General features: G+C 61.4%; 24 protein-coding genes and 1 tRNA gene. 13 read left to right on the top strand and 12 right to left on the bottom strand.

Annotated features, from left to right (window positions below; translation table 11 throughout):
* Window positions 1–2 precede the first annotated feature (2 nt).
* Window positions 3–1,106 carry a CobW family GTP-binding protein gene (locus ACZ89F_RS36060; RefSeq protein ID WP_476097027.1) on the bottom strand — a complete coding sequence of 368 codons (1,104 nt, stop codon included), beginning with the start codon at window positions 1,104–1,106 and terminating at the stop codon, window positions 3–5.
* A 3-nt stretch (window positions 1,107–1,109) separates the two neighbouring features.
* On the bottom strand, window positions 1,110–2,273 hold the full coding sequence (locus ACZ89F_RS36055; RefSeq protein ID WP_476097025.1) for a serine hydrolase: 1,164 nt from the start codon (window positions 2,271–2,273) through the stop codon (window positions 1,110–1,112).
* 214 nt (window positions 2,274–2,487) lie between these two features.
* Here ACZ89F_RS36055 and ACZ89F_RS36050 point away from each other — a divergent pair, with 214 nt between their 5' ends.
* Window positions 2,488–3,651: a M20 aminoacylase family protein gene (locus tag ACZ89F_RS36050; RefSeq protein WP_476097023.1), complete on the top strand. Its 1,164-nt coding sequence runs from the start codon at window positions 2,488–2,490 to the stop codon at window positions 3,649–3,651.
* 86 nt (window positions 3,652–3,737) lie between these two features.
* Window positions 3,738–3,814: transfer RNA gene (locus ACZ89F_RS36045), tRNA-Arg, on the top strand.
* Between the two features lie 248 nt (window positions 3,815–4,062).
* Here ACZ89F_RS36045 and ACZ89F_RS36040 read toward each other — a convergent pair.
* Both ACZ89F_RS36040 and ACZ89F_RS36035 read right to left on the bottom strand, forming a co-directional pair.
* Window positions 4,063–4,758, bottom strand: a complete 696-nt coding sequence (locus ACZ89F_RS36040; protein WP_476097021.1) for a VIT1/CCC1 transporter family protein — start codon at window positions 4,756–4,758, stop codon at window positions 4,063–4,065.
* Between the two features lie 4 nt (window positions 4,759–4,762).
* Complete coding sequence (locus ACZ89F_RS36035) at window positions 4,763–5,281, bottom strand: cytochrome b (protein ID WP_476097020.1); 519 nt, start codon at window positions 5,279–5,281, stop codon at window positions 4,763–4,765.
* Window positions 5,282–5,498: 217 nt separating this feature from the next.
* Between ACZ89F_RS36035 and ACZ89F_RS36030 the strand changes: the two genes are divergently transcribed.
* Genes ACZ89F_RS36030 through ACZ89F_RS36020 form a run of 3 tightly spaced genes read left to right on the top strand, consistent with a single transcriptional unit; the run spans window position 5,499 to window position 8,513 of the window.
* Window positions 5,499–6,257, top strand: coding sequence for an FMN-binding protein (locus tag ACZ89F_RS36030; RefSeq protein ID WP_476097018.1), 759 nt, complete (start codon window positions 5,499–5,501; stop codon window positions 6,255–6,257).
* A gap of 25 nt (window positions 6,258–6,282) precedes the next feature.
* Complete coding sequence (locus tag ACZ89F_RS36025) at window positions 6,283–7,005, top strand: FAD:protein FMN transferase (RefSeq protein ID WP_476097016.1); 723 nt, start codon at window positions 6,283–6,285, stop codon at window positions 7,003–7,005.
* Window positions 7,002–8,513: an FAD-dependent oxidoreductase gene (locus ACZ89F_RS36020; RefSeq protein WP_476097015.1), complete on the top strand. Its 1,512-nt coding sequence runs from the start codon at window positions 7,002–7,004 to the stop codon at window positions 8,511–8,513. The genes ACZ89F_RS36025 and ACZ89F_RS36020 overlap by 4 nt, the downstream gene beginning before the upstream one ends.
* A 7-nt stretch (window positions 8,514–8,520) precedes the next feature.
* On the opposite strand, the gene ACZ89F_RS36015 is transcribed toward ACZ89F_RS36020, so the two are convergent.
* From ACZ89F_RS36015 to ACZ89F_RS36005, 3 genes are read right to left on the bottom strand one after another with little or no spacing between them, the layout of a single operon-like run.
* Window positions 8,521–9,864: a sensor histidine kinase gene (locus ACZ89F_RS36015; RefSeq protein WP_476097013.1), complete on the bottom strand. Its 1,344-nt coding sequence runs from the start codon at window positions 9,862–9,864 to the stop codon at window positions 8,521–8,523.
* The gene (locus tag ACZ89F_RS36010; RefSeq protein WP_476097011.1) at window positions 9,864–10,529 is read right to left on the bottom strand and encodes a response regulator transcription factor; all 666 of its coding nucleotides are present in this window, start codon (window positions 10,527–10,529) and stop codon (window positions 9,864–9,866) included. The genes ACZ89F_RS36015 and ACZ89F_RS36010 overlap by 1 nt, the downstream gene beginning before the upstream one ends.
* A complete protein-coding gene (locus tag ACZ89F_RS36005) occupies window positions 10,529–10,828 on the bottom strand; it encodes a PepSY domain-containing protein (protein ID WP_476097009.1) in 300 nt (99 codons plus the stop codon). Before ACZ89F_RS36005 ends, ACZ89F_RS36010 begins: the two co-directional genes overlap by 1 nt.
* 16 nt (window positions 10,829–10,844) lie before the next feature.
* Here ACZ89F_RS36005 and ACZ89F_RS36000 point away from each other — a divergent pair, with 16 nt between their 5' ends.
* Both ACZ89F_RS36000 and ACZ89F_RS35995 read left to right on the top strand, forming a co-directional pair.
* Window positions 10,845–11,252: a hypothetical protein gene (locus tag ACZ89F_RS36000; RefSeq protein WP_476097008.1), complete on the top strand. Its 408-nt coding sequence runs from the start codon at window positions 10,845–10,847 to the stop codon at window positions 11,250–11,252.
* Between the two features lie 123 nt (window positions 11,253–11,375).
* The gene (locus ACZ89F_RS35995; protein WP_476097006.1) at window positions 11,376–11,843 is read left to right on the top strand and encodes a DUF2231 domain-containing protein; all 468 of its coding nucleotides are present in this window, start codon (window positions 11,376–11,378) and stop codon (window positions 11,841–11,843) included.
* A 100-nt stretch (window positions 11,844–11,943) separates the two neighbouring features.
* On the opposite strand, the gene mgtA is transcribed toward ACZ89F_RS35995, so the two are convergent.
* Both mgtA and ACZ89F_RS35985 read right to left on the bottom strand, forming a co-directional pair.
* The gene (gene mgtA / locus ACZ89F_RS35990) at window positions 11,944–14,598 is read right to left on the bottom strand and encodes a magnesium-translocating P-type ATPase (RefSeq protein WP_476097004.1); all 2,655 of its coding nucleotides are present in this window, start codon (window positions 14,596–14,598) and stop codon (window positions 11,944–11,946) included.
* Window positions 14,598–15,407, bottom strand: coding sequence for a universal stress protein (locus ACZ89F_RS35985; RefSeq protein WP_476097464.1), 810 nt, complete (start codon window positions 15,405–15,407; stop codon window positions 14,598–14,600). The genes mgtA and ACZ89F_RS35985 overlap by 1 nt, the downstream gene beginning before the upstream one ends.
* 46 nt (window positions 15,408–15,453) lie before the next feature.
* Here ACZ89F_RS35985 and ACZ89F_RS35980 point away from each other — a divergent pair, with 46 nt between their 5' ends.
* Window positions 15,454–15,849, top strand: coding sequence for a lipoyl domain-containing protein (locus ACZ89F_RS35980; RefSeq protein WP_476097003.1), 396 nt, complete (start codon window positions 15,454–15,456; stop codon window positions 15,847–15,849).
* A gap of 8 nt (window positions 15,850–15,857) precedes the next feature.
* Entirely contained in the window at window positions 15,858–16,301 is a 444-nt protein-coding gene (locus tag ACZ89F_RS35975; RefSeq protein WP_476097002.1) for a translational machinery protein, read from the top strand.
* Between the two features lie 78 nt (window positions 16,302–16,379).
* On the opposite strand, the gene ACZ89F_RS35970 is transcribed toward ACZ89F_RS35975, so the two are convergent.
* A complete protein-coding gene (locus tag ACZ89F_RS35970) occupies window positions 16,380–16,733 on the bottom strand; it encodes a c-type cytochrome (RefSeq protein ID WP_476097000.1) in 354 nt (117 codons plus the stop codon).
* A 25-nt stretch (window positions 16,734–16,758) separates the two neighbouring features.
* Window positions 16,759–17,145 carry a phasin family protein gene (locus ACZ89F_RS35965; RefSeq protein WP_476096998.1) on the bottom strand — a complete coding sequence of 129 codons (387 nt, stop codon included), beginning with the start codon at window positions 17,143–17,145 and terminating at the stop codon, window positions 16,759–16,761.
* Between the two features lie 217 nt (window positions 17,146–17,362).
* On the opposite strand from ACZ89F_RS35965, the gene ACZ89F_RS35960 reads away from it, so the two are divergent.
* The 4 genes from ACZ89F_RS35960 (at window position 17,363) to ACZ89F_RS35945 (ending at window position 19,914) form a co-directional block, all read left to right on the top strand.
* Window positions 17,363–18,187, top strand: a complete 825-nt coding sequence (locus tag ACZ89F_RS35960) for a universal stress protein (RefSeq protein ID WP_476096997.1) — start codon at window positions 17,363–17,365, stop codon at window positions 18,185–18,187.
* A 96-nt stretch (window positions 18,188–18,283) separates the two neighbouring features.
* Window positions 18,284–18,718 (top strand): DUF2267 domain-containing protein, encoded by a 435-nt coding sequence (locus ACZ89F_RS35955; protein ID WP_476096996.1) that lies wholly within the window; start codon window positions 18,284–18,286, stop codon window positions 18,716–18,718.
* A 3-nt stretch (window positions 18,719–18,721) separates the two neighbouring features.
* Complete coding sequence (locus ACZ89F_RS35950; protein ID WP_476096995.1) at window positions 18,722–19,456, top strand: phosphoribosyltransferase; 735 nt, start codon at window positions 18,722–18,724, stop codon at window positions 19,454–19,456.
* Window positions 19,457–19,467: 11 nt separating this feature from the next.
* Window positions 19,468–19,914 (top strand): pyridoxamine 5'-phosphate oxidase family protein, encoded by a 447-nt coding sequence (locus ACZ89F_RS35945; protein WP_476096994.1) that lies wholly within the window; start codon window positions 19,468–19,470, stop codon window positions 19,912–19,914.
* Window positions 19,915–19,993: 79 nt separating this feature from the next.
* On the opposite strand, the gene ACZ89F_RS35940 is transcribed toward ACZ89F_RS35945, so the two are convergent.
* A complete protein-coding gene (locus ACZ89F_RS35940) occupies window positions 19,994–20,830 on the bottom strand; it encodes a universal stress protein (protein WP_476096992.1) in 837 nt (278 codons plus the stop codon).
* Between the last annotated feature and the right edge of the window lie 46 nt (window positions 20,831–20,876).

Genomic DNA, 20,876 nt, shown 5'->3' with positions numbered 1-20,876 from the left:
GCTTACCGTCCGGCAATCGCCAGCGGGTTGTTTTCCAGCGCCGCGCGATCGGGCGTGTCGATCGACGGCCGGTTGGTGAAGGCGGCGAACAGCCTGCGGATATAATCTTCCGGCATGTCGAGCGTGATCAGCACCAGCCGCGTGCCGCGCTGGCCATCGGGCCAGGACGGCAATTGCACCGGCGGATGCAGTATCTTCTGCACGCCATGGATCACCAGCGGCCGTGACGGGTCTTCCCTGAGCTCGATGACGCCCTTCATCCGCAGCAGGCGCTCGCCATGGGTCGAACGCAGCAGGTCGAGGAACATCTCGATGGCTGAAAACGGCACCGGGCCGTCATGCACCAGCGAATAGGAGCGCACACGCTGATCGTGGCGATGACCGTGGTCATGGCCATCTCCGTGATCATGGTCATGATGGTCGTGATCGTGCGCCGCTTCCTCGCCAAGCCAGCGCCGCACGTCGGCGGATTTCGTCGCCGGGTTGTAGAGGCCGCAGTCAAACAGCGCCGCCACGCCTGTCCCCGTGTCGGCGACATCGAGCAGTTCGGCGCCCGGATTGATCTGCCGCAGGCGTGCCCGCAGCGTTTCCAGATCGCCGGGATCGGTGACCAGGTCGGCTTTGCTGAGCACGATGCGGTCGGCGACGGCGACCTGCTTGACCGCCTCGACATGGGCGTCGAGCGTCGCGTTGCCGTTGACTGCATCGACCAGCGTGATGACGCCGTCGAGCCGGAAGGCCTGGACCAGTGCGGGATGCGCCATGATCGACTGCAGCACCGGCGCCGGGTCGGCCAGCCCCGTGGTTTCGACGATGACGCGGGCAAGTCGGGCGATACGGCCAGTCTGCAGCCGGTCGACCAGGTCGGCCAGCGTGTCGACCAGTTCGCCGCGCACCGTGCAGCACAGGCAGCCGTCGGAAAGCTGGATGATGCCGTCGGAAGACTGCTCGACCAGCAGATGGTCGATCGCCACTTCGCCGAACTCGTTGATGATGACCGCCGTGTCGGCCAGCGCCGGATCCTTGAGCAGCCGGTTGAGCAGCGTCGTCTTGCCGGCGCCGAGAAAACCGGTCAGCACGGAGACGGGGATCGGGAAGCCGCTCATCGGTTAGTTCGCAACCTTGGCCGGCTGGTCGCCCTGCGCGGCGGAGCCGGCAATCTTCGGACCGGTGCCGGCTGGCGCCGGCCTGTCGGGCCGCCAGCTGGGGATCGGCACGTCGGCGTATTCCTGCGCACCCTGGTCGAGGATGGCCTTCGGCGCCGGACCTGTGGCGCCGCCGAGGCCGACGGCAACCAGCGTCGGCACATGGTCGAGCTTTTCCTGATAGGGCGATTTCGGCACGTCCTTGGCGGCGACCGGCGGCGCCTCCGACTGCTCCTGCGGCGTCTTCTTCTTGCAGACCTCGTCATGCATGTCGTTGGGCGAGACCGTGTCGCCATAGGGTGCCAGCGTGGTGACGGTGGCCGAACCGCTGGCCGGCGTGTCAAAACCCTGGTCGAGCAGTTTTGCCGCGGTCTCGGCACGGGTGACCGCCGATTTCTCGCCAAGCACGACCGCGACCAGCGTGCGCCCGTTGCGGGTCGCCGAGCCGATCATGTTGAAGCCGGAGGGGCAGACAAAGCCGGTCTTCATGCCGTCGGCGCCGGGATAGCGGCCGATCAAGAGATTGTAGTTGGGAATGGCCTTCTTGCCGACGGCAAGACCCTCGATCGAGAACCAGGGCACATATTGCGGAAATTCGCGGCGGATCGCCATCACCAGCACGGCAAGGTCGCGTGCCGTCGTGTACTGGTCTGGCGAATAGAGCCCGTTCGGATTGACGAAATGCGTGCCGTTCATGCCGAGCCGGGTCGCTTCGGCATTCATGCGCTCAGCAAAGGCTGCCTGCGAACCCCCGACATTTTCGCCGACGGCCATGGCGATGTCGTTGGCCGATTTGACCAGCATCATCTTCAGCGCATTGTCCAGCCGCATCACCGAGCCCGGCTTGAAACCCATCTTGCTTGGCGGCTCGGCGGCGGAGTGTTTGGTCACCTTGATCGGCGAGTCGAGCTGCACCTCGCCGGCTGCCAGTGCCCGAAAGGTCACATAAGCGGTCATCAGCTTGCTCAGCGACGCCGGATACCAGCGCTTGAACGCATCCTGATGTTGCAGGATCTTGCCGCTGCCAAGGTCGAACACGACCACTGGATTGGCCAGTGCCGGCCCAGCCAGGACCGACAGCGCGATTGTGCCAGCCGAGAATAGTTTGAGGAAATGCCTGTGCCGCATGATCAAATCCGAAATCGCCTCTTGCCGTAGTCGCCCCTGGCTCCGTAAGATTTCGTTACGCGATCGCCAGCATATGGTCCGACCCTCAAAAACCGGACCGCATTGTTGCGGTGCTATTTACTCTATGTGACGCCAACATGGCAAAGTGCCTGGCGATCACAATTGCAAGGCAGCGGACAACACCCGCCTGTCCCAACAGCGAGATGGAACCATCATGCCAATCCTGAACCGTGCCGCCGAAATGCAGGACGAAGTTGCCGGCTGGCGCCAGCATCTGCACCAGACGCCAGAACTGAACTTCGACGTCTTCAAGACCGCGGCCTTCGTCACCGAGAAGTTGAAAGCCTTCGGCTGCGACGATGTGGTCACCGGCCTCGGCAAGACCGGCGTGGTCGGCATCATTCGCGGCCGCCAGGGCGAAGGCCCCACCATCGGCCTGCGCGCCGACATGGACGCGCTGCCGCTCAACGAGATATCAGGCAAACCCTACGCCTCGACCATTCCCGGCAAGATGCATGCCTGCGGCCATGACGGCCACACAGCAATGCTTCTGGGTGCCGCGAAATATCTCGCCGAAACGCGCAACTTCACCGGCTCGGTGGCGGTGATCTTCCAGCCGGCCGAGGAAGGCGGCGGCGGCGGCAACGAGATGGTCAAGGACGGCATGATGGAGCGTTTCGACATCTCCAAAGTGTTCGGCATGCATAACATGCCGGGCCTGCCTGTCGGGCAGTTCGCCATCCGCCCGGGCCCGATCATGGCGGCGACCGCCGAGTTCACCATCACCGTGCGCGGCAAGGGCGGCCACGCGGCGATGCCGCACGGCACGATCGACCCGATCGTCATCACCAGCCAGCTGGTCGGCGCCTTGCAGACGATCGCCTCGCGCAGCACCGACCCGGTCGAGGCCGTGGTGGTGTCGGTGACCAAGTTCCATGCCGGTGACGCCTACAACATCATCCCGGAAACGGCCGAAATCGCCGGCACGGTGCGCACCTTGCGCAAGGAAATAGCCAAGAAGTCCGAGGAGCGCATCCGCACCATCTGCGACGGGCTGGCGACCGCCTTTGGCGCCAAGATCGAGGTCGACTACCAGGCAAACTACCCCGTGACCTTCAACCACGCGGAAGAGACGGCGTTTGCCAGCGATGTCGCCATCGGTGTCGCCGGCGACGCCCATGTCCATCGCGGCATCCAGCCGGTGATGGGCGGCGAGGATTTCTCCTACATGCTCGAAGCCCGTCCCGGCGCCTTCATCTTCATCGGTAATGGCGACACCGCCGGCCTCCACCACCCGGCCTACGACTTCAACGATGAGGTCATCCCGCACGGCATGAGCTATTGGGTGAAACTGGCGGAAACCGCGCTCGCCGCCTGATACCTTCAGTGCCAAGAGCCGGTCGAATTTGCGTTCGGCCGGCCTCTTGGCGAAACGATCCGAAGCGGCTATGTGTCGGGCCGCGTGGTCCCGTAGCTCAGTAGGATAGAGCGGCAGATTCCTAATCTGTAGGTCACAGGTTCGATTCCTGTCGGGATCACCATGCATTTCAAGGACTTAGCGAAATGCTTCCGTACTTTTTTGCGAAATAAGTACGGCGAATTTCGTTAGCCTTCAGACTTTCGGCACGCATGCCCCAAGGACGAAGCGGCCCAAATCCGCTGCGAAGCGGGGCGCTACGATGCTCAAAATGGGTAGCTCGTCGAGTGTTCCCAATCACCCTTGCCTGTTTTTCGACGCAGCGAAATTGCGGACGGAAGCTGCTATGGCCCTCGGCCTCGGGCGACCGAGTCAGATGGCGGTACCAACGACGGCGCCAATGCCGGCGGTCAGCGCCATTGCCGCCGCGCCCCAGAAGGTGACGCGAACAGTTGCCCTCAACACATTGGCGCCGCCGGCCTTTGCCCCAATGGCACCCAGCACCGCAAGGAACAGAAGCGAGGCAATTGACACAATTGCGACAAGCCACGCGGCAGGTGAAACGAGGACCATCGCCAACGGCATGGCTGCACCAATCGAAAAAGCCGCCGCCGAGGCCAAGGCAGCCTGGATCGGTCGCGCCGTCGTCACCTCCGAGATGCCAAGTTCGTCGCGAGCGTGGGCGCCGAGCGCATCCTTCGCCATCAATTGGTCCGCGACCTGCAAGGCCAGCGTTGGCTCCACGCCACGTTTGACATAGATCTCCGCAAGTTCCTGTCGCTCGAAGTCTGGCTGCGTCGCCAGTTCCCCTTTCTCACGGGCAAGGTCGGCTTGTTCGGTATCGGATTGCGAACTGACCGAGACGTATTCGCCGGCCGCCATCGACATCGCGCCGGCGACCAGACCCGCGACACCTGCGATGAGAACATCGGCGGCCGCAGCGTTGGCTGCCGCCACGCCAACGATCAGGCTCGCCGTCGATACGATGCCGTCATTGGCGCCGAGCACGGCGGCTCGCAGCCAGCCGATGCGGGATATGAGATGGTTTTCAGCATGCAGGCGGCTCACGGTGTCACCGCATACGCCGGGCCGCCGGGCGCACCATCCTGACCAGCACGTCCGATTTCACATAGAAATGCTGCCACAGCGCCGCCGCGGCATGGAGGCCGACGACAATGATAATCACCGGCTTGGCGAGTTCGTGAATCTCACCCATCGCTCGAAAGCTGAAGTACCATGCCAGCGCTCCGGTAATCGGCATCGCGAAAATAAACAGATAGAGCAGGAAATGGGTGGCAGCGGCGATCCGCTTCAACACCGCGCTTTCTTCGGATGGTGCAGCCGGCACGCCACGCCTGAGACGGATCGCAAACCGCCAGATCGCCAGCACCAGAACGGCCAAACCGACATAGACATGAATGTTCGCATTGAAGATGTCGCCAGCCGCAGGCTCGGCGCCGCGCGAGAACGCCCGGTAAGCCGGCTTGATGTCCTCACCGATTACAAGCTGCAGGACGATCAGAACCGCGATTGTCCAGTGCAGCAGTATCTGGGTTCCGGTGTATCCGGCCGGCTCGTTGGCAACAGTCATCGGCAGCGACCTCGCTTGAGAGAACCTTCCTACCTCGCTGCTTATGCGACAATCTTGATCTAGGACAAATCATTTGCGGTCCCCACCTCGAGCTTTCGTGGGCCCTCGCAGCTCGACCTCGGCTGACAGCCAGTTGTCAGCTTGGTCGTGCGATATTGCATCTGAAGCGAACCAGATGGATCGCCTCTGCAAGGTTCAATGTGGAAACACGATTCCGATGAAACAGATTGCCCTGTCACTTCTCGTGATCGCCGCCTCCGGCGCTTATGTCTGGGATCAGGCCGGCATACGGCCCGCCGACGACATGCTTGGTTCGGCGCCGCCAACCAACACGGCAGAGGTACCCGCCGCGCAACCGGTGGCGCCGGCACCCGCCGCCTCGCCGATGTTTCGAACCCAGCGGGAGCCCCAATTCAGAACGAGGTTCCCGATTGCCCGGGAAACGACGGCTGGCATAGCAACTGCTGCCGGAAGGCCGAATGTTCCGGTGATGCAAACGGCGGTTCCGGCCGCCTTGCCACCACCAACGCTGCCGAAACAGCCGGCTGTGCCGGTTGTCGGCGCACCCGTGCTGCAAGCGCCGTCATTCGCCGTGACGCCTGCCGTCTACATACCCATCCCTCAGCCGAGACCGGCATACACGGACGCGTCAGCGCGCGTTGTTCGGGTCGGCATGAAGCTCGCCGCGCACGGTTATGCCGACGGCGTCTACACCGGTCCGCCCGCCGATGCCTATTACGGCATCATCCAGATTCAGGCCCTCGTACAAGGTGGGCGGCTTACGGCGCTGAAGGTGCTGAAATACCCATCCGACCGCCGCACCTCCATCAACATCAACAGGCAGGCGCTGCCCATGCTGCGCGACGAAGCGATCAGCGTCCAAAGCGCCAATGTCGACATTATTTCGGGCGCGACGCTGACCAGCAGGGCCTTCATCCAGTCGCTGCGCGGCGCGCTGACGAAAGCGTCGTCGTAGGTCCATGCGTGAAACGCGAGTTTTGATGGGAATGCCCATTACGGTCGACGTCAGCGGCGCGTCGAGCGGTGAGCTGATCGAGACGGTCTTCGGCTATTTCGAGCATATCGACCGGCGCTTCAGCACATACCGGGCCGACAGCGAGATCACGACCATCAACCGCGGCGACGCTCCGGTCGTCGACTGGAGCGGCGAGATGATGGACGTGCTGGCCATTGCCGAACAGACAAAAAACGAGACGGACGGATACTTCGATATTCGCAAGCCCGACGGGTCGCTCGATCCTTCCGGCATCGTCAAGGGCTGGGCCATTCGCAATGCGGCCGGGATTGTTCAACGCGCAGGCATCAGCGATTTCTTCATCGAGGCGGGCGGCGATATCCAGTCCCGCGGCAAGAATGCTTCGGGTCATGACTGGAGCATCGGCATCCGCAATCCATTCAACGCGCACGAGATCGTAAAGGTCGTCTATCCCCGCGGTCGCGGTGTGGCGACCTCCGGCACCTATGTCCGCGGTCAACACATCTACAACCCGCATGCAATTGGCAGTCCGATCCAGGACATCGTCAGCCTGACCGTCATCGGCGCCGATGTGCTCGAAGCCGATCGTTTCGCCACCGCGGCCTTCGCCATGGGGCGGGACGGCATTCACTTCATCGAGCAGACGCCAGGCCTCGAAGGGTATGTCGTTGACGCCAATGGCCGTGCCACGCCGACAACCGGGTTCGGAGCCCTTTGCCTGCCATGATCAAGACCATCGACCGAATTCTCGATCACCTGACCATGTACCGGCTGGTCCTCTACTATCTGATCGCTCTGGTCACAGCAGCGTTCGTGCTCGGCTTCGTCAAGCTGGTGCCACATGATCCGATTGCGCTCGCCTTCACGACGGCTTTGGCGCTGGCCGCCTGCTGGCTCACCAACAAGGTCTTCGCACATGTCTTCGCAGTCCCGGCCAACAACGAGTCCGTCTACATCACCGCGCTCATCCTTGCGCTCATCCTCGATCCGGTGGCTACCACGGACATCAAGGGAATCGCGGCGGTGGTATTCGTGTCCGTCTGGGCGATTTCATCCAAATTCATTCTCGCCATCGGTAGGAAGCATCTTTTCAATCCGGCTACATTGGGCGTGGCGCTATCCGCGCTGCTGCTCGACCAACCGGCCACCTGGTGGGTTGGGGGCAATCTGCCGTTGCTTCCTCTCGTGCTCGTCGGCGGCATGCTCATTGTCCGGAAATTGCGCCGGCTTGATCTTGTCTCGACCTTCGTCATCGTGGCGCTCGCGACCATTCTGGCGACCACGGACCCATCGCAGTACTGGACCGCGCTTACGGAGACACTTGGTTCGTCGCCCCTGCTGTTCTTTGCCTTTGTGATGCTGACCGAGCCGCTGACCGCACCGACGATGCGTTGGCCGCGCATCGCCTTTGCCGCCATCGTCGGCTTCCTGTTTGCTCCCAACATCCATATCGGCTCGTTCTATTTCACACCGGAACTGGCGCTGCTCGCCGGCAACCTGTTTGCTTATGCGACAGGACCCAAGGGACGTTTCGTGCTGACGCTCGAACGCGTCGAGCAATCGGCTGTCGACAGCTTTGACTTCATCTTCCGGTCGCCGCGCAAGCTCGCCTTTGAGGCCGGCCAGTATCTCGAATGGACGCTTGGCATCGATCGTGCCGACAATCGCGGCAACCGCCGTTATTTCACGGTAGCCTCGGCGCCTACGGAGGAAACGGTCCGCCTCGGCGTCAAGTTCTATCCGCGATCAAGCGCCTTCAAACGCGAATTAATGACCTTGAAGCCAGGCAGCACGATCCACGCCGCGCAACTGGCCGGCAACTTCACGCTGCCCGCCCGGCGTGAAACCAAGATCGCTTTCCTGGCCGGAGGCATCGGCATCACACCGTTCCGGTCGATGCTGCAATATCTCCTCGACCGCAAGGAGCGGCGACCGATCGTCATCCTCTACGGAACCGAAGGCCAGCAGGACATCGCCTATCGCGACGTACTTGGCGCCGCAAGGCAGGAACTTGGAATCAAGACCATCCACGCTGTGGCGCGAGGGGGTGAGCGTGGCCAGTATCCCGGATACATCGACGAGCGCTTGATACGTCTGGCTATGCCCGACTACCTCGAGCGCACCTTCTACATTTCCGGCCCGCAGGCGATGGTCAAGGCGATGCGCCGGAAGCTGCGCGCCATGGGCGTTCGCCGCTCGAAGATAAAGGTCGATTATTTCCCGGGCTTTGCCTGAAGCGCGCTCAACTGTGTCGCGGCAAGGAAATGGTCACGACCAGACCCGGATCGGCATTGGCCATGGCAAGGCGTCCGCCATAGGCTTCAACGATGTCGGAAACGATGGCCAGGCCAAGGCCGCTGCTGCCGCCCTTGCTGTCGAGCTGGACGCCTCTCGACAAGGCGGATTCGCGATCCGCATCCGGTATCCCAGGTCCGTCATCGGTAACAGCGATGATCACCTCGCCAGCCGCCGAGGATGCATCGACACTGACTGACGATTTTGCGTAGCGCGCGGCGTTCTCGACCAGATTGCCGAGGATTTCTGACAGGTCGCCTTCGTCGATTGGCGCCATCAGGTCTTCCGCGACCTCCATCTTGAATGAAAGCTGCTTGCCGCTTGGTGTGCGCTTGACGACTGCAATGACGCCAGCCGCGACCTCCGATACAAGGCAGGATGCCTCGCCGGAAACGCCGGGCGCGAGGCGGGCGCGCGCGAGCTCCCGCTCGACATGGCGCCGGATCGCTCCTGAGCTCTTCTCGATCTCGTCGGCCAGATCCGTCTCGCCTTTCTTGCGCAAGGCACGGATGTCGGCCGACAGGACTTGCAGCGGCGTCTTGAGGCCGTGCGCCAGATCGGTGGCGCGCGAGCGAGCTCGCGCAAGAGCCTTCTCCTGGGCATCGAGAAGGCGATTGATTTCGTCCGCGAGTGGCTGCACCTCGCTCGGTGCCACCACATCGAGCCTTGCCGCTCGCTTCCCGATCACGCTTCCGACGGCGACCCGCAAGGTCACCAGCGGCGCAAGGCCGATGGTGATCTGGATGAAAAACGCGGCCATGAGAACTGCAGCGAGCATCAAGAGAGCCGGAGCGAGATCGCGAACATACTCGCTTACAGACACCTCAACGGTTCGATGATCTTCCGCCACGATGGCGCGAAAGGACCGGCCTCCGGCATCGATGATCGTACGCTCGACCGCAATACTGAGTTCTCCGCCCGGGCCCGTGAACTCCTCGACCGTTCGCAGCCCACCATCTGCGCTCCGGGCAGGCAGGAGCAACTTGGCGTCCCACAATGATCGTGAGCGCTCGAGACTGCCGGTGGCGATGTCCTCCACCTGCCAGTAGTAACCGGAGAGTGGATTGGCAAACCGCGGATCGGTCAGCACTGGGGTCACGACAAGGCGACCATCGCTTGTAAAGGTCGTTGCACCGATTAGCTCGTTGAGGTCGACCGTCAGCTCGCCCACCACGCGCCGCTCGACGTGAAGTTCGAACAGATAGCGCAAGCCGGCGCCGGCTATGGCAAGCGCGACAAGGATCGAGATCGTTGCCGCCAGCCACAGCCTGAGGCGGATCGAGTTGCCCATCAGGCTGGATCGTCGGGCATCAAATACCCGAAGCCGCGCCGCGTTTCGATGATATCGCTGCCGAGCTTCCGGCGCAGCCGCGCTACGATGACCTCGATCGCGTTCGGATCGCGGTCGTTGCCTGAATCGTAAAGATGCTCAGCCAGTTCGGTCGGCGCCACCACCCGCCCTGCATGATGCATCAGAAACGCGAGGAGCCGGTATTCCAGCGGCGAAAGAGAAACGGGAATGCCGCGAAGCGAAATGCGCATCTGGCGCGTGTCCAGAAGTAGCGGGCCGGACCTCAGAACGGGTGCCGCCTGCCCTGCCGAGCGCCGCAGGATTGCCCGCAACCGGGCGAGCAGTTCTTCCATTTCAAAAGGCTTGGGAAGATAGTCGTCAGCACCGGAGTTGATGCCCTCCACACGCTCCGTCCACATCCCCCTTGCGGTGAGGATGAGAACCGGAAACCGGCGGGCGTTGGCTCGCCAACGTTTCAAGATCGTGAGGCCATCGAGCTTGGGCAATCCGAGATCCAGAATCGCGGCATCATAAGTCTCGACATCGCCTGCGAACCAGGCAGCTTCACCATCCCGCACGACATCGACCGCCATTCCGGACGCCTTGAGGGCGGTCGCGATATCGGCAGCGATACGGGGCTCGTCCTCGGCCAGGAGGATCTTCATCAGTCGCCCTCCCCATCGCGCATGATGACACCGGCGCCGGCGTCAACATCGACAGTCTTTCGCCGGCCATCGGCACCGACGACCTGGAACCGGTAAACCCATTTGTTGGCCTTGCGGATCAGATCGACTGCGACGATGTCGCCTGGAGCCTGCGCGCGAACAATATCGAGGATATTGGAAAGGCCTCTTATTTCGCCATGCTCGTACAGGTCCCGCGCCCGGTCGTGGTCACCATCGTCGTCCTCGTCAGAGCGCGCGGCGAGTGGCTGGGCCAGGACAAGCCCGGCCAAACCTGCCATTGCCAGGTGCTTTAGAATGGCTCTCATGAACGGTGCATGTCGCACGTCGAAGCTTTCAATCTGCTGTCAATCGTCCTCAGCCGCCAGCAAGCAAAGGTCCTCTATCAGGATCGTCGCGTCCAATCATGGCCGCGCCGAGAAGGATATCGAAACCATGCGCAATTCCATGCTTCTGCTAGCGGTGCTCGCGGGCCTGGCGAGCTTTGCCCTGCCCGCGGCCGCTGAATCCGACGAAGGGTTGTGCGGAGCGCCATCCTCCATAGCGCCTTCCGGGCCTATCGACCTCGAGGCCATACCGATGCAGGACACGACCACCCCTAAGGCCATCAAAGGTGTCGGCGATGACGAGTGCGGTGACAACCATGTCCTCGGCGGAGCCGCATTCGGCGGCGAGGACGAGGGCGACGCTCTTGGAGACGACTAAACTTTCCAACCGCTGTTCGCGACATTCATCGATGCCGCCGCGCCGCTGACGCCGCCCACCCACCGAACGCCTCGTCCTGCAAGGCCGCGTGCCTTTAGCCTGACCTACGGAGATTTTCCTATCATGATACCCGTCCAGCATATTCATCCCATGCTCGTGCATTTTCCCATTGTCCTCATCTACGCACTGGCGGTAATCGACCTTGTGGCGCTCGCCCGCGGCAACGCGGTAACAAGGCGTTCTGGCGCGGGGACGATTTCTACTTTTGTCGCGCTCGCAGCCGGGGCTTTCGCCATTGGAACCTGGTTCTATGGCGGACTCGCTCTCGATCATGCCGAAGCGGCCGGCTTCAGTAGCGACATTGCGGAGATTCACGAGAGTCTTGGCGGCATCACGGCCTTTGCCTTTCTGATTTGGGGCGTCGTCAGGTTCGCCTTGTGGGTCCGCAATCGCGAGCTGGGGCCAGTGGCTATCGCCGTTCCTGTGATCGAAATCGCAGGGGCAGTGCTTGTGACCACTACAGCATACTACGGTGGCCTGCTGGTCTACGATCTCGGTGTGAATGTCTCCAGGACCGCAATGGGCGGCTAACGTGTCGGATTGACTTGCGGACCGTCGATGGGCTGGTCTCACGGCCTTTCGATGGCCTGCAGTGGGCTGTATGGCTGCATGTCTTGCCATGCCCGGAGTCTCACTCATGAGCGACTCTTTGGGCATGGGCCGGACGGGGTACGGTTCTATTGGCGGTGGCCCGTCCTCCTCTCGATCGATGCGAGTGTCTGCCCTCATGGTCAAAGAACCAGCGCTTGGTTACCTCCGAGGCCAACAGATAGAGCGCGGTGATCGCGACGAGTCCGACAAGCACGGGCAGCGGCAGCGGTACAAAGCCGAAGTGCACGGCGAAGGGCACGTAAGGTATGACGATCGCAACAGCCGCCACTGCGAGCGTAAGCCCTGCAAGCAGGAGGCTAGGACGGCTCGCCCAGAACGCCTTGTGCGTGCGCACGATGAGCACGATGGCGAGCTCTGTCAGCAGTGACTCGACGAACCATCCGGTCTGGAAGGCAGCCGCTGTCGCATGTGCAACAAACAGCAAAAAAGCGAAGGTTGCGAAGTCGAATAGCGAACTGACCAAACCAAAGCCGATCATGAATCGCCTGACGAAGCCGATATCCCAGCGACGCGGTCGGCGCAGCTGGTCTGCGTCGACATTGTCGCCGGCGATAGCCAGCGAGGGAATGTCCGACAGGAAGTTGTTGAGCAGGATCTGCGCTGCCAGCAGCGGCAGGAAGGGCAGGAACAGCGAGGCGACAGCCATGCTGACCATGTTGCCGAAATTGGCGCTGGTCGTGATGGAGATATATTTCATCGTGTTGGCGAAGGTCTTGCGGCCGTCGTCAACACCGCGCACGAGTACGCCCAAATCCTGTTTGAGAAGGATGATGTCGGCAGCCTCGCGGGCGACATCGACTGCCGAGTCGACGGAGATGCCGATGTCGGCCTCGTGCAAAGCGGGCGCATCGTTGATGCCATCGCCCAGATAACCGACGACATGGCCGCGGCTCCGGAATGCCTGAACGATGCGCTCCTTCTGGTTGGGATCGATCTCGACGAAGAGATCGGTATGCTGCACGCTTGCGAAAAGCGCACTCTTCGTCAGCTTAGACAGGTCCTCACCGGTCATGATCCTGTCAGTTCGCAACCCGACCGCGTCGGCGAGATGCGCGGCGACGTAACGGTTGTCGCCCGAAATGACCTTCACCGCGATGCCACGGTGGGCGAGCGCTGCAAGCGTCTCCCTGACGCCTTCCTTTGGCGGGTCGAGGAAAAGCAGGAAGCCCGCGAAGGCGAGATCGATCTCATCTTTCCTGCCAAGTGCATTCCGGCTTTCAAATCGACGGATTGCCACGCCTAGAACGCGGTAGCCGTCCGCGCTCCAGCGCCGGAATTTCTCATCGATTGCCGCACGATGCGTCTCATCGAGGGGCTCCAGCCCTTTCACCGTACGGACAAAGCTGCAGGTTTCGAGGACATTTTGTACGGCGCCCTTCGTGATCAGGAGATTTTCGGCATCCTTGGTCCGGACAACAACGGATAGCCGCTTGCGGATGAAATCGTAGGGGACCTCGTCGACCTTGGTGAAAGCGGCCATTGATGCGCCCTCGCCCGGCGCTCCAGCGATCGCTTCGTCCAGAGGGTTCTTCAGCCCGGTCTGCATGGTTGCGTTGAGACGTGCCCAAAGCAGGATATCCGTCGACGGATTGCCGTCGACATCGAGCCATCCATCGAGGTGGATGACACCTTCGGTCAATGTTCCGGTCTTGTCGGTGCAAAGCAGGTCCATGCTGCCCAAATTCTCGATGGCATCGAGACGGCGCACGATGACGCCATTGGCCGCCATCGCCCGGGCACCTCGAGCAAGCGTCACGCTGATGATCGCCGGAAGAAGTTCCGGCGTGAGGCCAACCGCAAGTGCCAGCGAAAACAGCAGCGATTCAATCAGTGGGCGATGCAGCATCAGGTTGGCGAAGAACACCAGGATGACAATCGCCAGCATGATCTCGGTCATGAGATAGCCGAACAGCCTGATACCCTGGGCAAACCCTGTTTCGGGAATTTGTCGCTCCAAGGCCGCGGCGATGGATGCAAATTCGGTGCTGGTGCCAGTGGCTACCGCAAGCACGGTTGCAGTGCCACTGCGGACCGATGTGCCGGTGAAGACCGCGTTGGTGCGCTGTGCGAGGGAAGCCTCTGGCAACGCCCGTCCTGGTGCCTTCACGACGGGAAAGGTTTCGCCGGTCAGCACGGCCTCGCTGACATTGAAATCGCGTGCGTCCAGGATGATACCGTCCGCGGGAATGAGGTTTCCGGCCGAAAGGCGGATCACATCGCCCGGCACGATATCTTCGGCAGCAACCGAGCACTCAATACCATCACGCAGCACGACAGCCTTGCGCGAAATGCGCTGTTTCAGCGCTTCCGTGGCACGCGACGCGCCGTACTCCTGGGTAAAGCTTAGGATACAGCTTGCCAGCACGATCGCACCGATGATTGCAGCCTCCTGCCCCTCGCCGACGAAGGCCGACACGCTGGCCGCGAAAATAAGGATCAGGACCAGTGGGCTGCGGAATTGCCGGACAAAGACGGTCAACGCCGACGTGCCGGACCGCGAGGCCAGCGTGTTTCGGCCGAATTCTGCAAGCCTGGATGCGGCCTCGGAAGTGGCAAGGCCCAAGGCAGATGTCTCGAGGCGTCGCAGGAGGTCATTGGTCTCGATCGACCAATAGGCACCGCCGTCGGGGACGGATTGCTGGTCAACTTCGCCGGGTACGATACGGGAGATCATCAATACGACATGAAGCGGTTGATGCTGCTCTCTTCGATCAGCGTGCGGGTGACGCCGCCGAACGCCCATTCCCGCAGACGGCTGTGGCCATAGGCGCCGGAGACGATCAGGTCTGCATGGATCGAACGTGCGAATGTCAGCAACCGATCGCCGTCAGCCTCGCCAGCGATCAACTCGGTTCGCGCCTTGATGCCATGGCCTGCAAGAAAGACGGCGACATCGTCGAGGCTGTCACGAGTGCTTTCGTCGCGGTCGGTGTCTATCGTTGCTATGACAACCTCGTTGGCCGTAGCCAGGAAAGGCAATGCATCAGCTATCGCACGCCGCGCCTCCCTGGTGTCTTTCCAGGCAACGAGAACGGTTTTTGCAAGGACGTGTTCGACATTGTTTGCAGTGACCAAGACCGGACGGCCGGCACCGAGTGCCAGACTGCCGATATCGACGGCGCGAAACACATTGTCTCCTGCCTCACCGGTAACGATGAGGTCGGCCGCTCGGGCCGAAACGCTCAGGAAGCGGGTTGGGCTGCAAACGGCTTGCCCCCATTCGCTAAAGATCGAAGCAGGAACCAGCCTCTCGAACTCGGCACGCAGTTCGGCAAGCCGTTTTTCGATTTCCGTGCGCTGGATCTGCATGATCTCGCCTTCGTAGACCATGCCGTCGCCTGTCGCGACCAATGGTGGGACATCCGCTGCCGCCAGACCGATGAGACGGGCGCCAAATCGCTCCGCGAGCTCGATCCCCAATTTCACCATGGCCGCCGGAGGTGAATCCACGGCAAGGTTCACGATGATTGACTTGTAGGACATAGCCGGCGCCTTTCGATGATGCGGTCGAATGCATGATGAAGTGCACTTGCTGGCACTCGACGCCTTGATGCCGGTCAAACACGCGCCGATTGCGGGCCGCCTTCGAGAGGGCTCGCATCCTGTTTGCTCTTTGATCGTGATCAAGGCCCGCCGCGGCGGCGGGAATATCATTCGACCCATAAGGAGAATTGCGATGCAGTATATCAAGGTCGACGAAGCGCTATGGGCGTCCAGCATGTTGCCCGAGGGCATTCTGGAGCGTTGGTTCATTGGCAGCGGTGACGATATCGAGGCCGGTGAGCGAATAGCCGAAGTCCGAATTGAGGACGCGCTGCACGAGATTGTCGCGCCGGCAGCTGGCCGCGCGACGATCGTCGCCACAGCGAATGCCGTCATCGAACCCGGCTCGATCCTGGCAACGCTGCAGTCTCAGTCCGCGTGAGGCAAGCGGTGCTTCACCGCGTCGATTGCGCGCATCCCCTCAACAAAACTCAAGGATCCATAGACATGCAGACCCAACATGCCGTCGCCTGGTTGGACCATCGCGAAGCCAAGGTGTTTTTCTTCAATCGTGACACAGCCGAGAGCCTGAGGCTTGCCACCACGCTTGCGCATCATCAGACCCACAACAAGGCAGGCACCGTCGACGGCAAGCGTGCACCGGAAAACCAGCCCTTCTACCACGACGTCGTCGGCGCCCTGCAGCCTGCGAGGGAATGGTTGATCGTGGGGCCAGGATCGGCAAAGGATGAACTGGCCAAGCATATCCGCAACCACTATCCCCACTTGAAGGATCGCATTATCGGCGTTGAAACGGTGGACCATCCCACCGAAGCGCAGATCATCGCGCATGCACGAACGTTCTTCCGTGCCGCCGACCGGATGTTGCCCTAGCTCAGTCTGGGGCCGCTGGGGCGCGATCGGCCTGCGGAGCCCGTCAGACTCGATCGCCTGCCGTCTCCGTGGCCTCGGTCACGGTTGCTGCAAGCTGCTGATGTAGGCAATGATTGCCTCGATCTGGTCGGGGCTGGCAACCCACTCAGGCATGTCCGGGTGGCCGGTCGAAATGCCTTCGGCGAGTGCTTCCTCGAGATCCGTAATCGGATAGCGCTTCGACAGGGTGCGAAAGGCGGGCGCGTCGGGATGGCTGCTCTTGTCGGTTTCTCCAATGGCGTGGCAGCGAGCGCAATTGACTTCCACCAACGCCTTTCCGCGTTCCGTTACCCCATCGGCCAGGGCTGGCAGTACGCAACCAAGCAACACCGCTGCCAGCGCCGAAACCCGTAGACAACGCCCGTGACTACCGCTGCTCATACAGGCGTTCATGGTTGCTGGCCTCCGCATTTCCAATCTACGCGACTGTCTTCGCCGCCACGTCCTCGATAGCGGTTCTGGCTTCCTTGCGCACGCGCCTGGCCGTTTCCGAAGCGAGCTTGGAAGTCAGTGCCGCAACCTTGCCGGCTTCCGTAGTGTATTCCGATGCCGCATTCTGCAGGAAGGTGGAGAAGATGTCGAAGGCGTCGTTGAACTCGGAACCGTCGATGAGATCCTCGGCAAGCTTAACATCCTGCTCGTAACGATGTTTCAGAAACGCGAGCGTTTCGATCTGATAGCGCATCATCGCCTTGAAGGTGTGCGCCTGAAGAGACACGGCAGCGAGGATGAGCTTCTGGCCATGTTCCGCTGTCGGCAAGGGTTGCATGCCGAATTGCGACGGCCGTGGATAGGTCTGCATCATCGGTTACTCCATTGTGAGGCGGCAAACAAAGTGCCCGCCAGACAACGCTACCGCCATTCGCCGTCAGGTCGTTGATCAGGATCAACAGGCGCATGACCTTTGCCGGACTGCATGGGCAATCGAGCGCCGTCTGGTCTCGTTGCCGTGTTTGACACGCATCAAGGCCCTTGTCCCTTCTTCGTGGCTAGCTCGCTTCAACGGCAAAAAGGCTGAAGTGATGGCTTTCAAGACGATCATGGTTCAACTGGACGTGGACACCATCGCCGCGCCGCTCATCTCGATGGCGTGGGATCTCGCTCAACGGCATGAGGCCTATCTGATTGGCTTCTGTGCGGCCGAGCCGCATTTTGTCATGCCAACCGGCGCCGACGACAGGGCCGCGACCAAGGCGATGTGGTCCCAGGTGGAGGAGATAGAAGGTCGCCTCAACTGCTTGAGCGAGGAATTCCTAAGCGTTGTCAACGGTAGCAATCGCGCCTCGTGGCGCGGCGAAATAGGAAATCCGACCCGGCAGCTTGCGCTCAATGCACGTGCCGCCGACCTGATCGTAACTGGCTCGCCGATGATCGACCTGGTGGTCGATCATCACCGCATCCTGGACACCGCAAGCCTGATCCTTGCGGCAGGCCGTCCCATACTTGTGGCGCCGGAAACCCCTGCCCCGATCAAGGCCGAAAGCATCCTGATTGCATGGACTGACACGCGGGAAGCGCGACGTGCCGTCGTCGACGCCATGCCCTTCCTGATCAATGCCAGGGATGTTGTGATCGCCACCGTGGACAATGGAGGCCCTGCACCTCGGGAAAATGTTGCGGATGTCGAACTCTTCCTGACACGCCACGGGGTGAAGGCGCGATCGGAAGTCTTGGATTCGCGCCGCTCCGAACCGGCGGAAATCCTGCTCCAGATCGGACGGGAGATTGCGGCCGATCTCATTGTGCTCGGCGGCTATGGTCATAGCCGTGTGCGTGAAACGACTTTTGGTGGTGTGACGCGCTCGGTACTCCAGAGCGGGTCGTTCCATCGGCTCATCTCGAATTGAGATAGCGCACCGCTGAGTTGAGGGCCAATTGATCCGGCGCAATGCGCGGACGCCCGCGACGTTTGACGATGGAGATCGAACTTCAAGGAGCACGTCATGAGCCAGATGTCCCATACCTCCTTTGCCGGCTTCACCCACGCTGCCCAGCAGGCGCAGCAGTGGGTCAACGAGCTTGCCAGGGAGCTTTGCTGGAGCGAACCGAGCGCGTGCCGCCTCCTGAGGTCAGTTTTGCATACGGTGCGAGACTGGCTGTCGCTAGCGGAAACGGCCGATCTCTCGGCGCAACTGCCTGTTTTGATTCGTGGCATCTACTTCGAAGGCTGGAATCCATCGGTGCCTGCGTGCGAGCGCAAGAAAAGTGATTTTGTCCTCAGCGTCAGAACCAGTTTCGGCTATGATGACGACGTTGATTTCGACGTGGCGATCAACGCGGTTTTCAAACTTCTCGACCGACATATTTCGCATGGCGAAATTGTGCAGGTCAGAAACTCGATGAAGAAGTCGCTTCGAAAATTGTGGCCGGTGGATTGACCGATGTTCCGCGACCGGGAAGAGGCTGGAGAGAAGCTCGGCATGGAGTTGAGCAAGCTTCAACTGCACCAGCCTGTCGTGCTGGCATTGCCGCGAGGTGGGGTTCCTGTCGCGGTGGAAGTGGCCAAGGCCCTCGATGCTCCTCTCGACCTGCTCATCGTCCGGAAGGTCGGCGCCCCAGGCAATTCCGAACTGGCTGTTGCCGCAATCGTCGACGGCGAGCCTGGGGACGTCGTGTTGAACCGTGAGATCGTCGAGGCTTACGCGCTCGACGACGACGAGCTTCGTGTCTTGATCGCCAAAGAACGTCCTGAACTTGAACGCAGGTGCCTTGCCTATCGAGGCAACCGGCGGCCCCCGTCGATCGCCGGCAAGACAGCGATCATAGTGGATGACGGTGCAGCGACCGGTACAACCATGAAGGTCGCGGTTCGCGCTCTCAAGCGCCGGTCACCGCGGGAAATCATCGTGGCTCTTCCTGTTTCACCGCAGGAGACAGTGGCCGAACTGGCACGGGAAGCGGATCGTGTGGTTTGCCTCAGTCAGCCAAGACAGTTCCATGCCCTGAGTTACCATTACCTTCGGTTTCCTCAACTCTCCGACAGCGATGTCGCCGCTGCGATGGACGAGGCTGTTCGGTCGCAAAAAGCCGGACAGCATCGAAGTGCGCAACGCGCCGCTGGCCATGGTTCAAAAGCTGCCACAAAGTCAAAGACACGGGACAACCGCGAGAAATAGGAGGTCACGCCATGCTAATCCGCACGCTTTCTGCCTTGGAGTGCACCAAGATGCTGACAGCCAATCGTGTTGGCCGCCTGGCATGCGCGAAGGACGGGCAGCCCTACGTCGTGCCCTTCTACTACGCCCATGCGGATGCTCATCTTTACGGGTTCTCCATGCCTGGCAAGAAGATCGAATGGATGCGCGCCAATCCGCTGGTGTCCGTCCAGGTGGACGAACATGGCCAAGGGCGAGGATGGAGAAGCGTCGTCGTCGACGGCCGATACGAAGAGTTGCCTGATCGGATCGGCCACAAGCTTGAGCGGGATCATGCCTGGTCGGTGTTGAGCAAGCACGCGGACTGGTGGGAACCGGGTGCACTCAAGCCGGTCGTTCCTCCACCGGCCGACAGTGCACCGCATGTCTTCTTCCGGATCCTCATCGAGCAGGTGTCCGGACGAGAAGCAAGCGAGTAGGCCGCTCGACCAATCGATTGCGGGAAATGGAATGGGCCCGCGCATCCAGCGCCGGCCCATCTTTCGTGACATGGATTTGTTATCGCGCCATCAGGATCGGCAGCGATTGATCGTCAAGCATCGACTTCGTGACGCCACCGAAAATGCGCTCGCGCAACCGGGAATGGCCATAGGCGCCCATGACCATCAGTTCGGCCCCAACGTCGCCGGCATGCCGGCGAAGCACGTCGGCGACTGAATGGTTCGAACTCGGCAGCCGGTCGACCGTAACCTTCACGCCGTGCCGGGCAAGATAGGCCGCGGCATCTGCACCTGGCTCCTCGCCATGATGGAACTCATCTTCTATTGGATCGACGATGACAAGGCGCACATCATCGGCGCCTTTCAGCATATGGAGCGACTCGCGGACAGCGCGCGATGACTCAAGCCGGGCGTCCCATGCAACGAGGACGCACTTCGGCATCAGCGTCGGGCGCGAGCCCTCGGGAACGAGCAGCATGGGCTTTCCCGATGAGAACAGCATGCCCTCGATGACCTTATCCTTCAGCGTATGGCTTGCCAGCAAATCCGGCCCCAGAATGGTCAGATCGGCGTAGCGGGCACGCCTTCCGATGACATCATCCGCCCATCCCGTGTCGGGATAGTCGTCGCTCAGATCAGCCGATACGGCGCTCTGGGAGAGAAAGCTGGCGACGTCCGAAATTCGTTTCTCAAGCCTTTTCAGCTCGGCCTGACGTTCCTCCAGCCAAGCTGGCGAGACGACAGCAGCATACTCGCCGCCTGAGGGCGGTGCGGCCAGTTCGAGAACGAGCACGGAGAGATGGGCACCGATCTGTTCGCACAGGTCAGCGGCGAGCTTCAGATCGCCGTCGCCCTGGTTCGGTCCGGTAACCGTAAGCAGTGTCCTGAAAGTCACGGCGGCAACTCCTCATTTCGAGTGAAGGTTCTGTCGTGATCTCAGT

The sequence above is a fragment of the Mesorhizobium sp. USDA 3734 genome, assembly GCF_056279665.1.
Note: the sequence above shows the minus strand (reverse complement) of the source record. Positions and strands in the feature narration are given on the sequence as shown.

What these genes read in the sequence shown, in the direction of transcription:
- ACZ89F_RS36060 (WP_476097027.1), bottom strand. Translation starts at nt 1,106, where the DNA reads ATGAGCGGCTTCCCGATCCCCGTCTCCGTGCTGACCGGTTTTCTCGGC.
- ACZ89F_RS36055 (WP_476097025.1), bottom strand. Translation starts at nt 2,273, where the DNA reads ATGCGGCACAGGCATTTCCTCAAACTATTCTCGGCTGGCACAATCGCG.
- ACZ89F_RS36050 (WP_476097023.1), top strand. Translation starts at nt 2,488, where the DNA reads ATGCCAATCCTGAACCGTGCCGCCGAAATGCAGGACGAAGTTGCCGGC.
- ACZ89F_RS36035 (WP_476097020.1), bottom strand. Translation starts at nt 5,281, where the DNA reads ATGACTGTTGCCAACGAGCCGGCCGGATACACCGGAACCCAGATACTG.
- ACZ89F_RS36030 (WP_476097018.1), top strand. Translation starts at nt 5,499, where the DNA reads ATGAAACAGATTGCCCTGTCACTTCTCGTGATCGCCGCCTCCGGCGCT.
- ACZ89F_RS36025 (WP_476097016.1), top strand. Translation starts at nt 6,283, where the DNA reads ATGGGAATGCCCATTACGGTCGACGTCAGCGGCGCGTCGAGCGGTGAG.
- ACZ89F_RS36020 (WP_476097015.1), top strand. Translation starts at nt 7,002, where the DNA reads ATGATCAAGACCATCGACCGAATTCTCGATCACCTGACCATGTACCGG.
- ACZ89F_RS36015 (WP_476097013.1), bottom strand. Translation starts at nt 9,864, where the DNA reads ATGGGCAACTCGATCCGCCTCAGGCTGTGGCTGGCGGCAACGATCTCG.
- ACZ89F_RS36010 (WP_476097011.1), bottom strand. Translation starts at nt 10,529, where the DNA reads ATGAAGATCCTCCTGGCCGAGGACGAGCCCCGTATCGCTGCCGATATC.
- ACZ89F_RS36005 (WP_476097009.1), bottom strand. Translation starts at nt 10,828, where the DNA reads ATGGCAGGTTTGGCCGGGCTTGTCCTGGCCCAGCCACTCGCCGCGCGC.
- ACZ89F_RS36000 (WP_476097008.1), top strand. Translation starts at nt 10,845, where the DNA reads ATGGCTCTCATGAACGGTGCATGTCGCACGTCGAAGCTTTCAATCTGC.
- ACZ89F_RS35995 (WP_476097006.1), top strand. Translation starts at nt 11,376, where the DNA reads ATGATACCCGTCCAGCATATTCATCCCATGCTCGTGCATTTTCCCATT.
- mgtA (WP_476097004.1), bottom strand. Translation starts at nt 14,598, where the DNA reads ATGATCTCCCGTATCGTACCCGGCGAAGTTGACCAGCAATCCGTCCCC.
- ACZ89F_RS35985 (WP_476097464.1), bottom strand. Translation starts at nt 15,407, where the DNA reads ATGTCCTACAAGTCAATCATCGTGAACCTTGCCGTGGATTCACCTCCG.
- ACZ89F_RS35970 (WP_476097000.1), bottom strand. Translation starts at nt 16,733, where the DNA reads ATGAACGCCTGTATGAGCAGCGGTAGTCACGGGCGTTGTCTACGGGTT.
- ACZ89F_RS35965 (WP_476096998.1), bottom strand. Translation starts at nt 17,145, where the DNA reads ATGATGCAGACCTATCCACGGCCGTCGCAATTCGGCATGCAACCCTTG.
- ACZ89F_RS35960 (WP_476096997.1), top strand. Translation starts at nt 17,363, where the DNA reads ATGGCTTTCAAGACGATCATGGTTCAACTGGACGTGGACACCATCGCC.
- ACZ89F_RS35955 (WP_476096996.1), top strand. Translation starts at nt 18,284, where the DNA reads ATGAGCCAGATGTCCCATACCTCCTTTGCCGGCTTCACCCACGCTGCC.
- ACZ89F_RS35950 (WP_476096995.1), top strand. Translation starts at nt 18,722, where the DNA reads ATGTTCCGCGACCGGGAAGAGGCTGGAGAGAAGCTCGGCATGGAGTTG.
- ACZ89F_RS35945 (WP_476096994.1), top strand. Translation starts at nt 19,468, where the DNA reads ATGCTAATCCGCACGCTTTCTGCCTTGGAGTGCACCAAGATGCTGACA.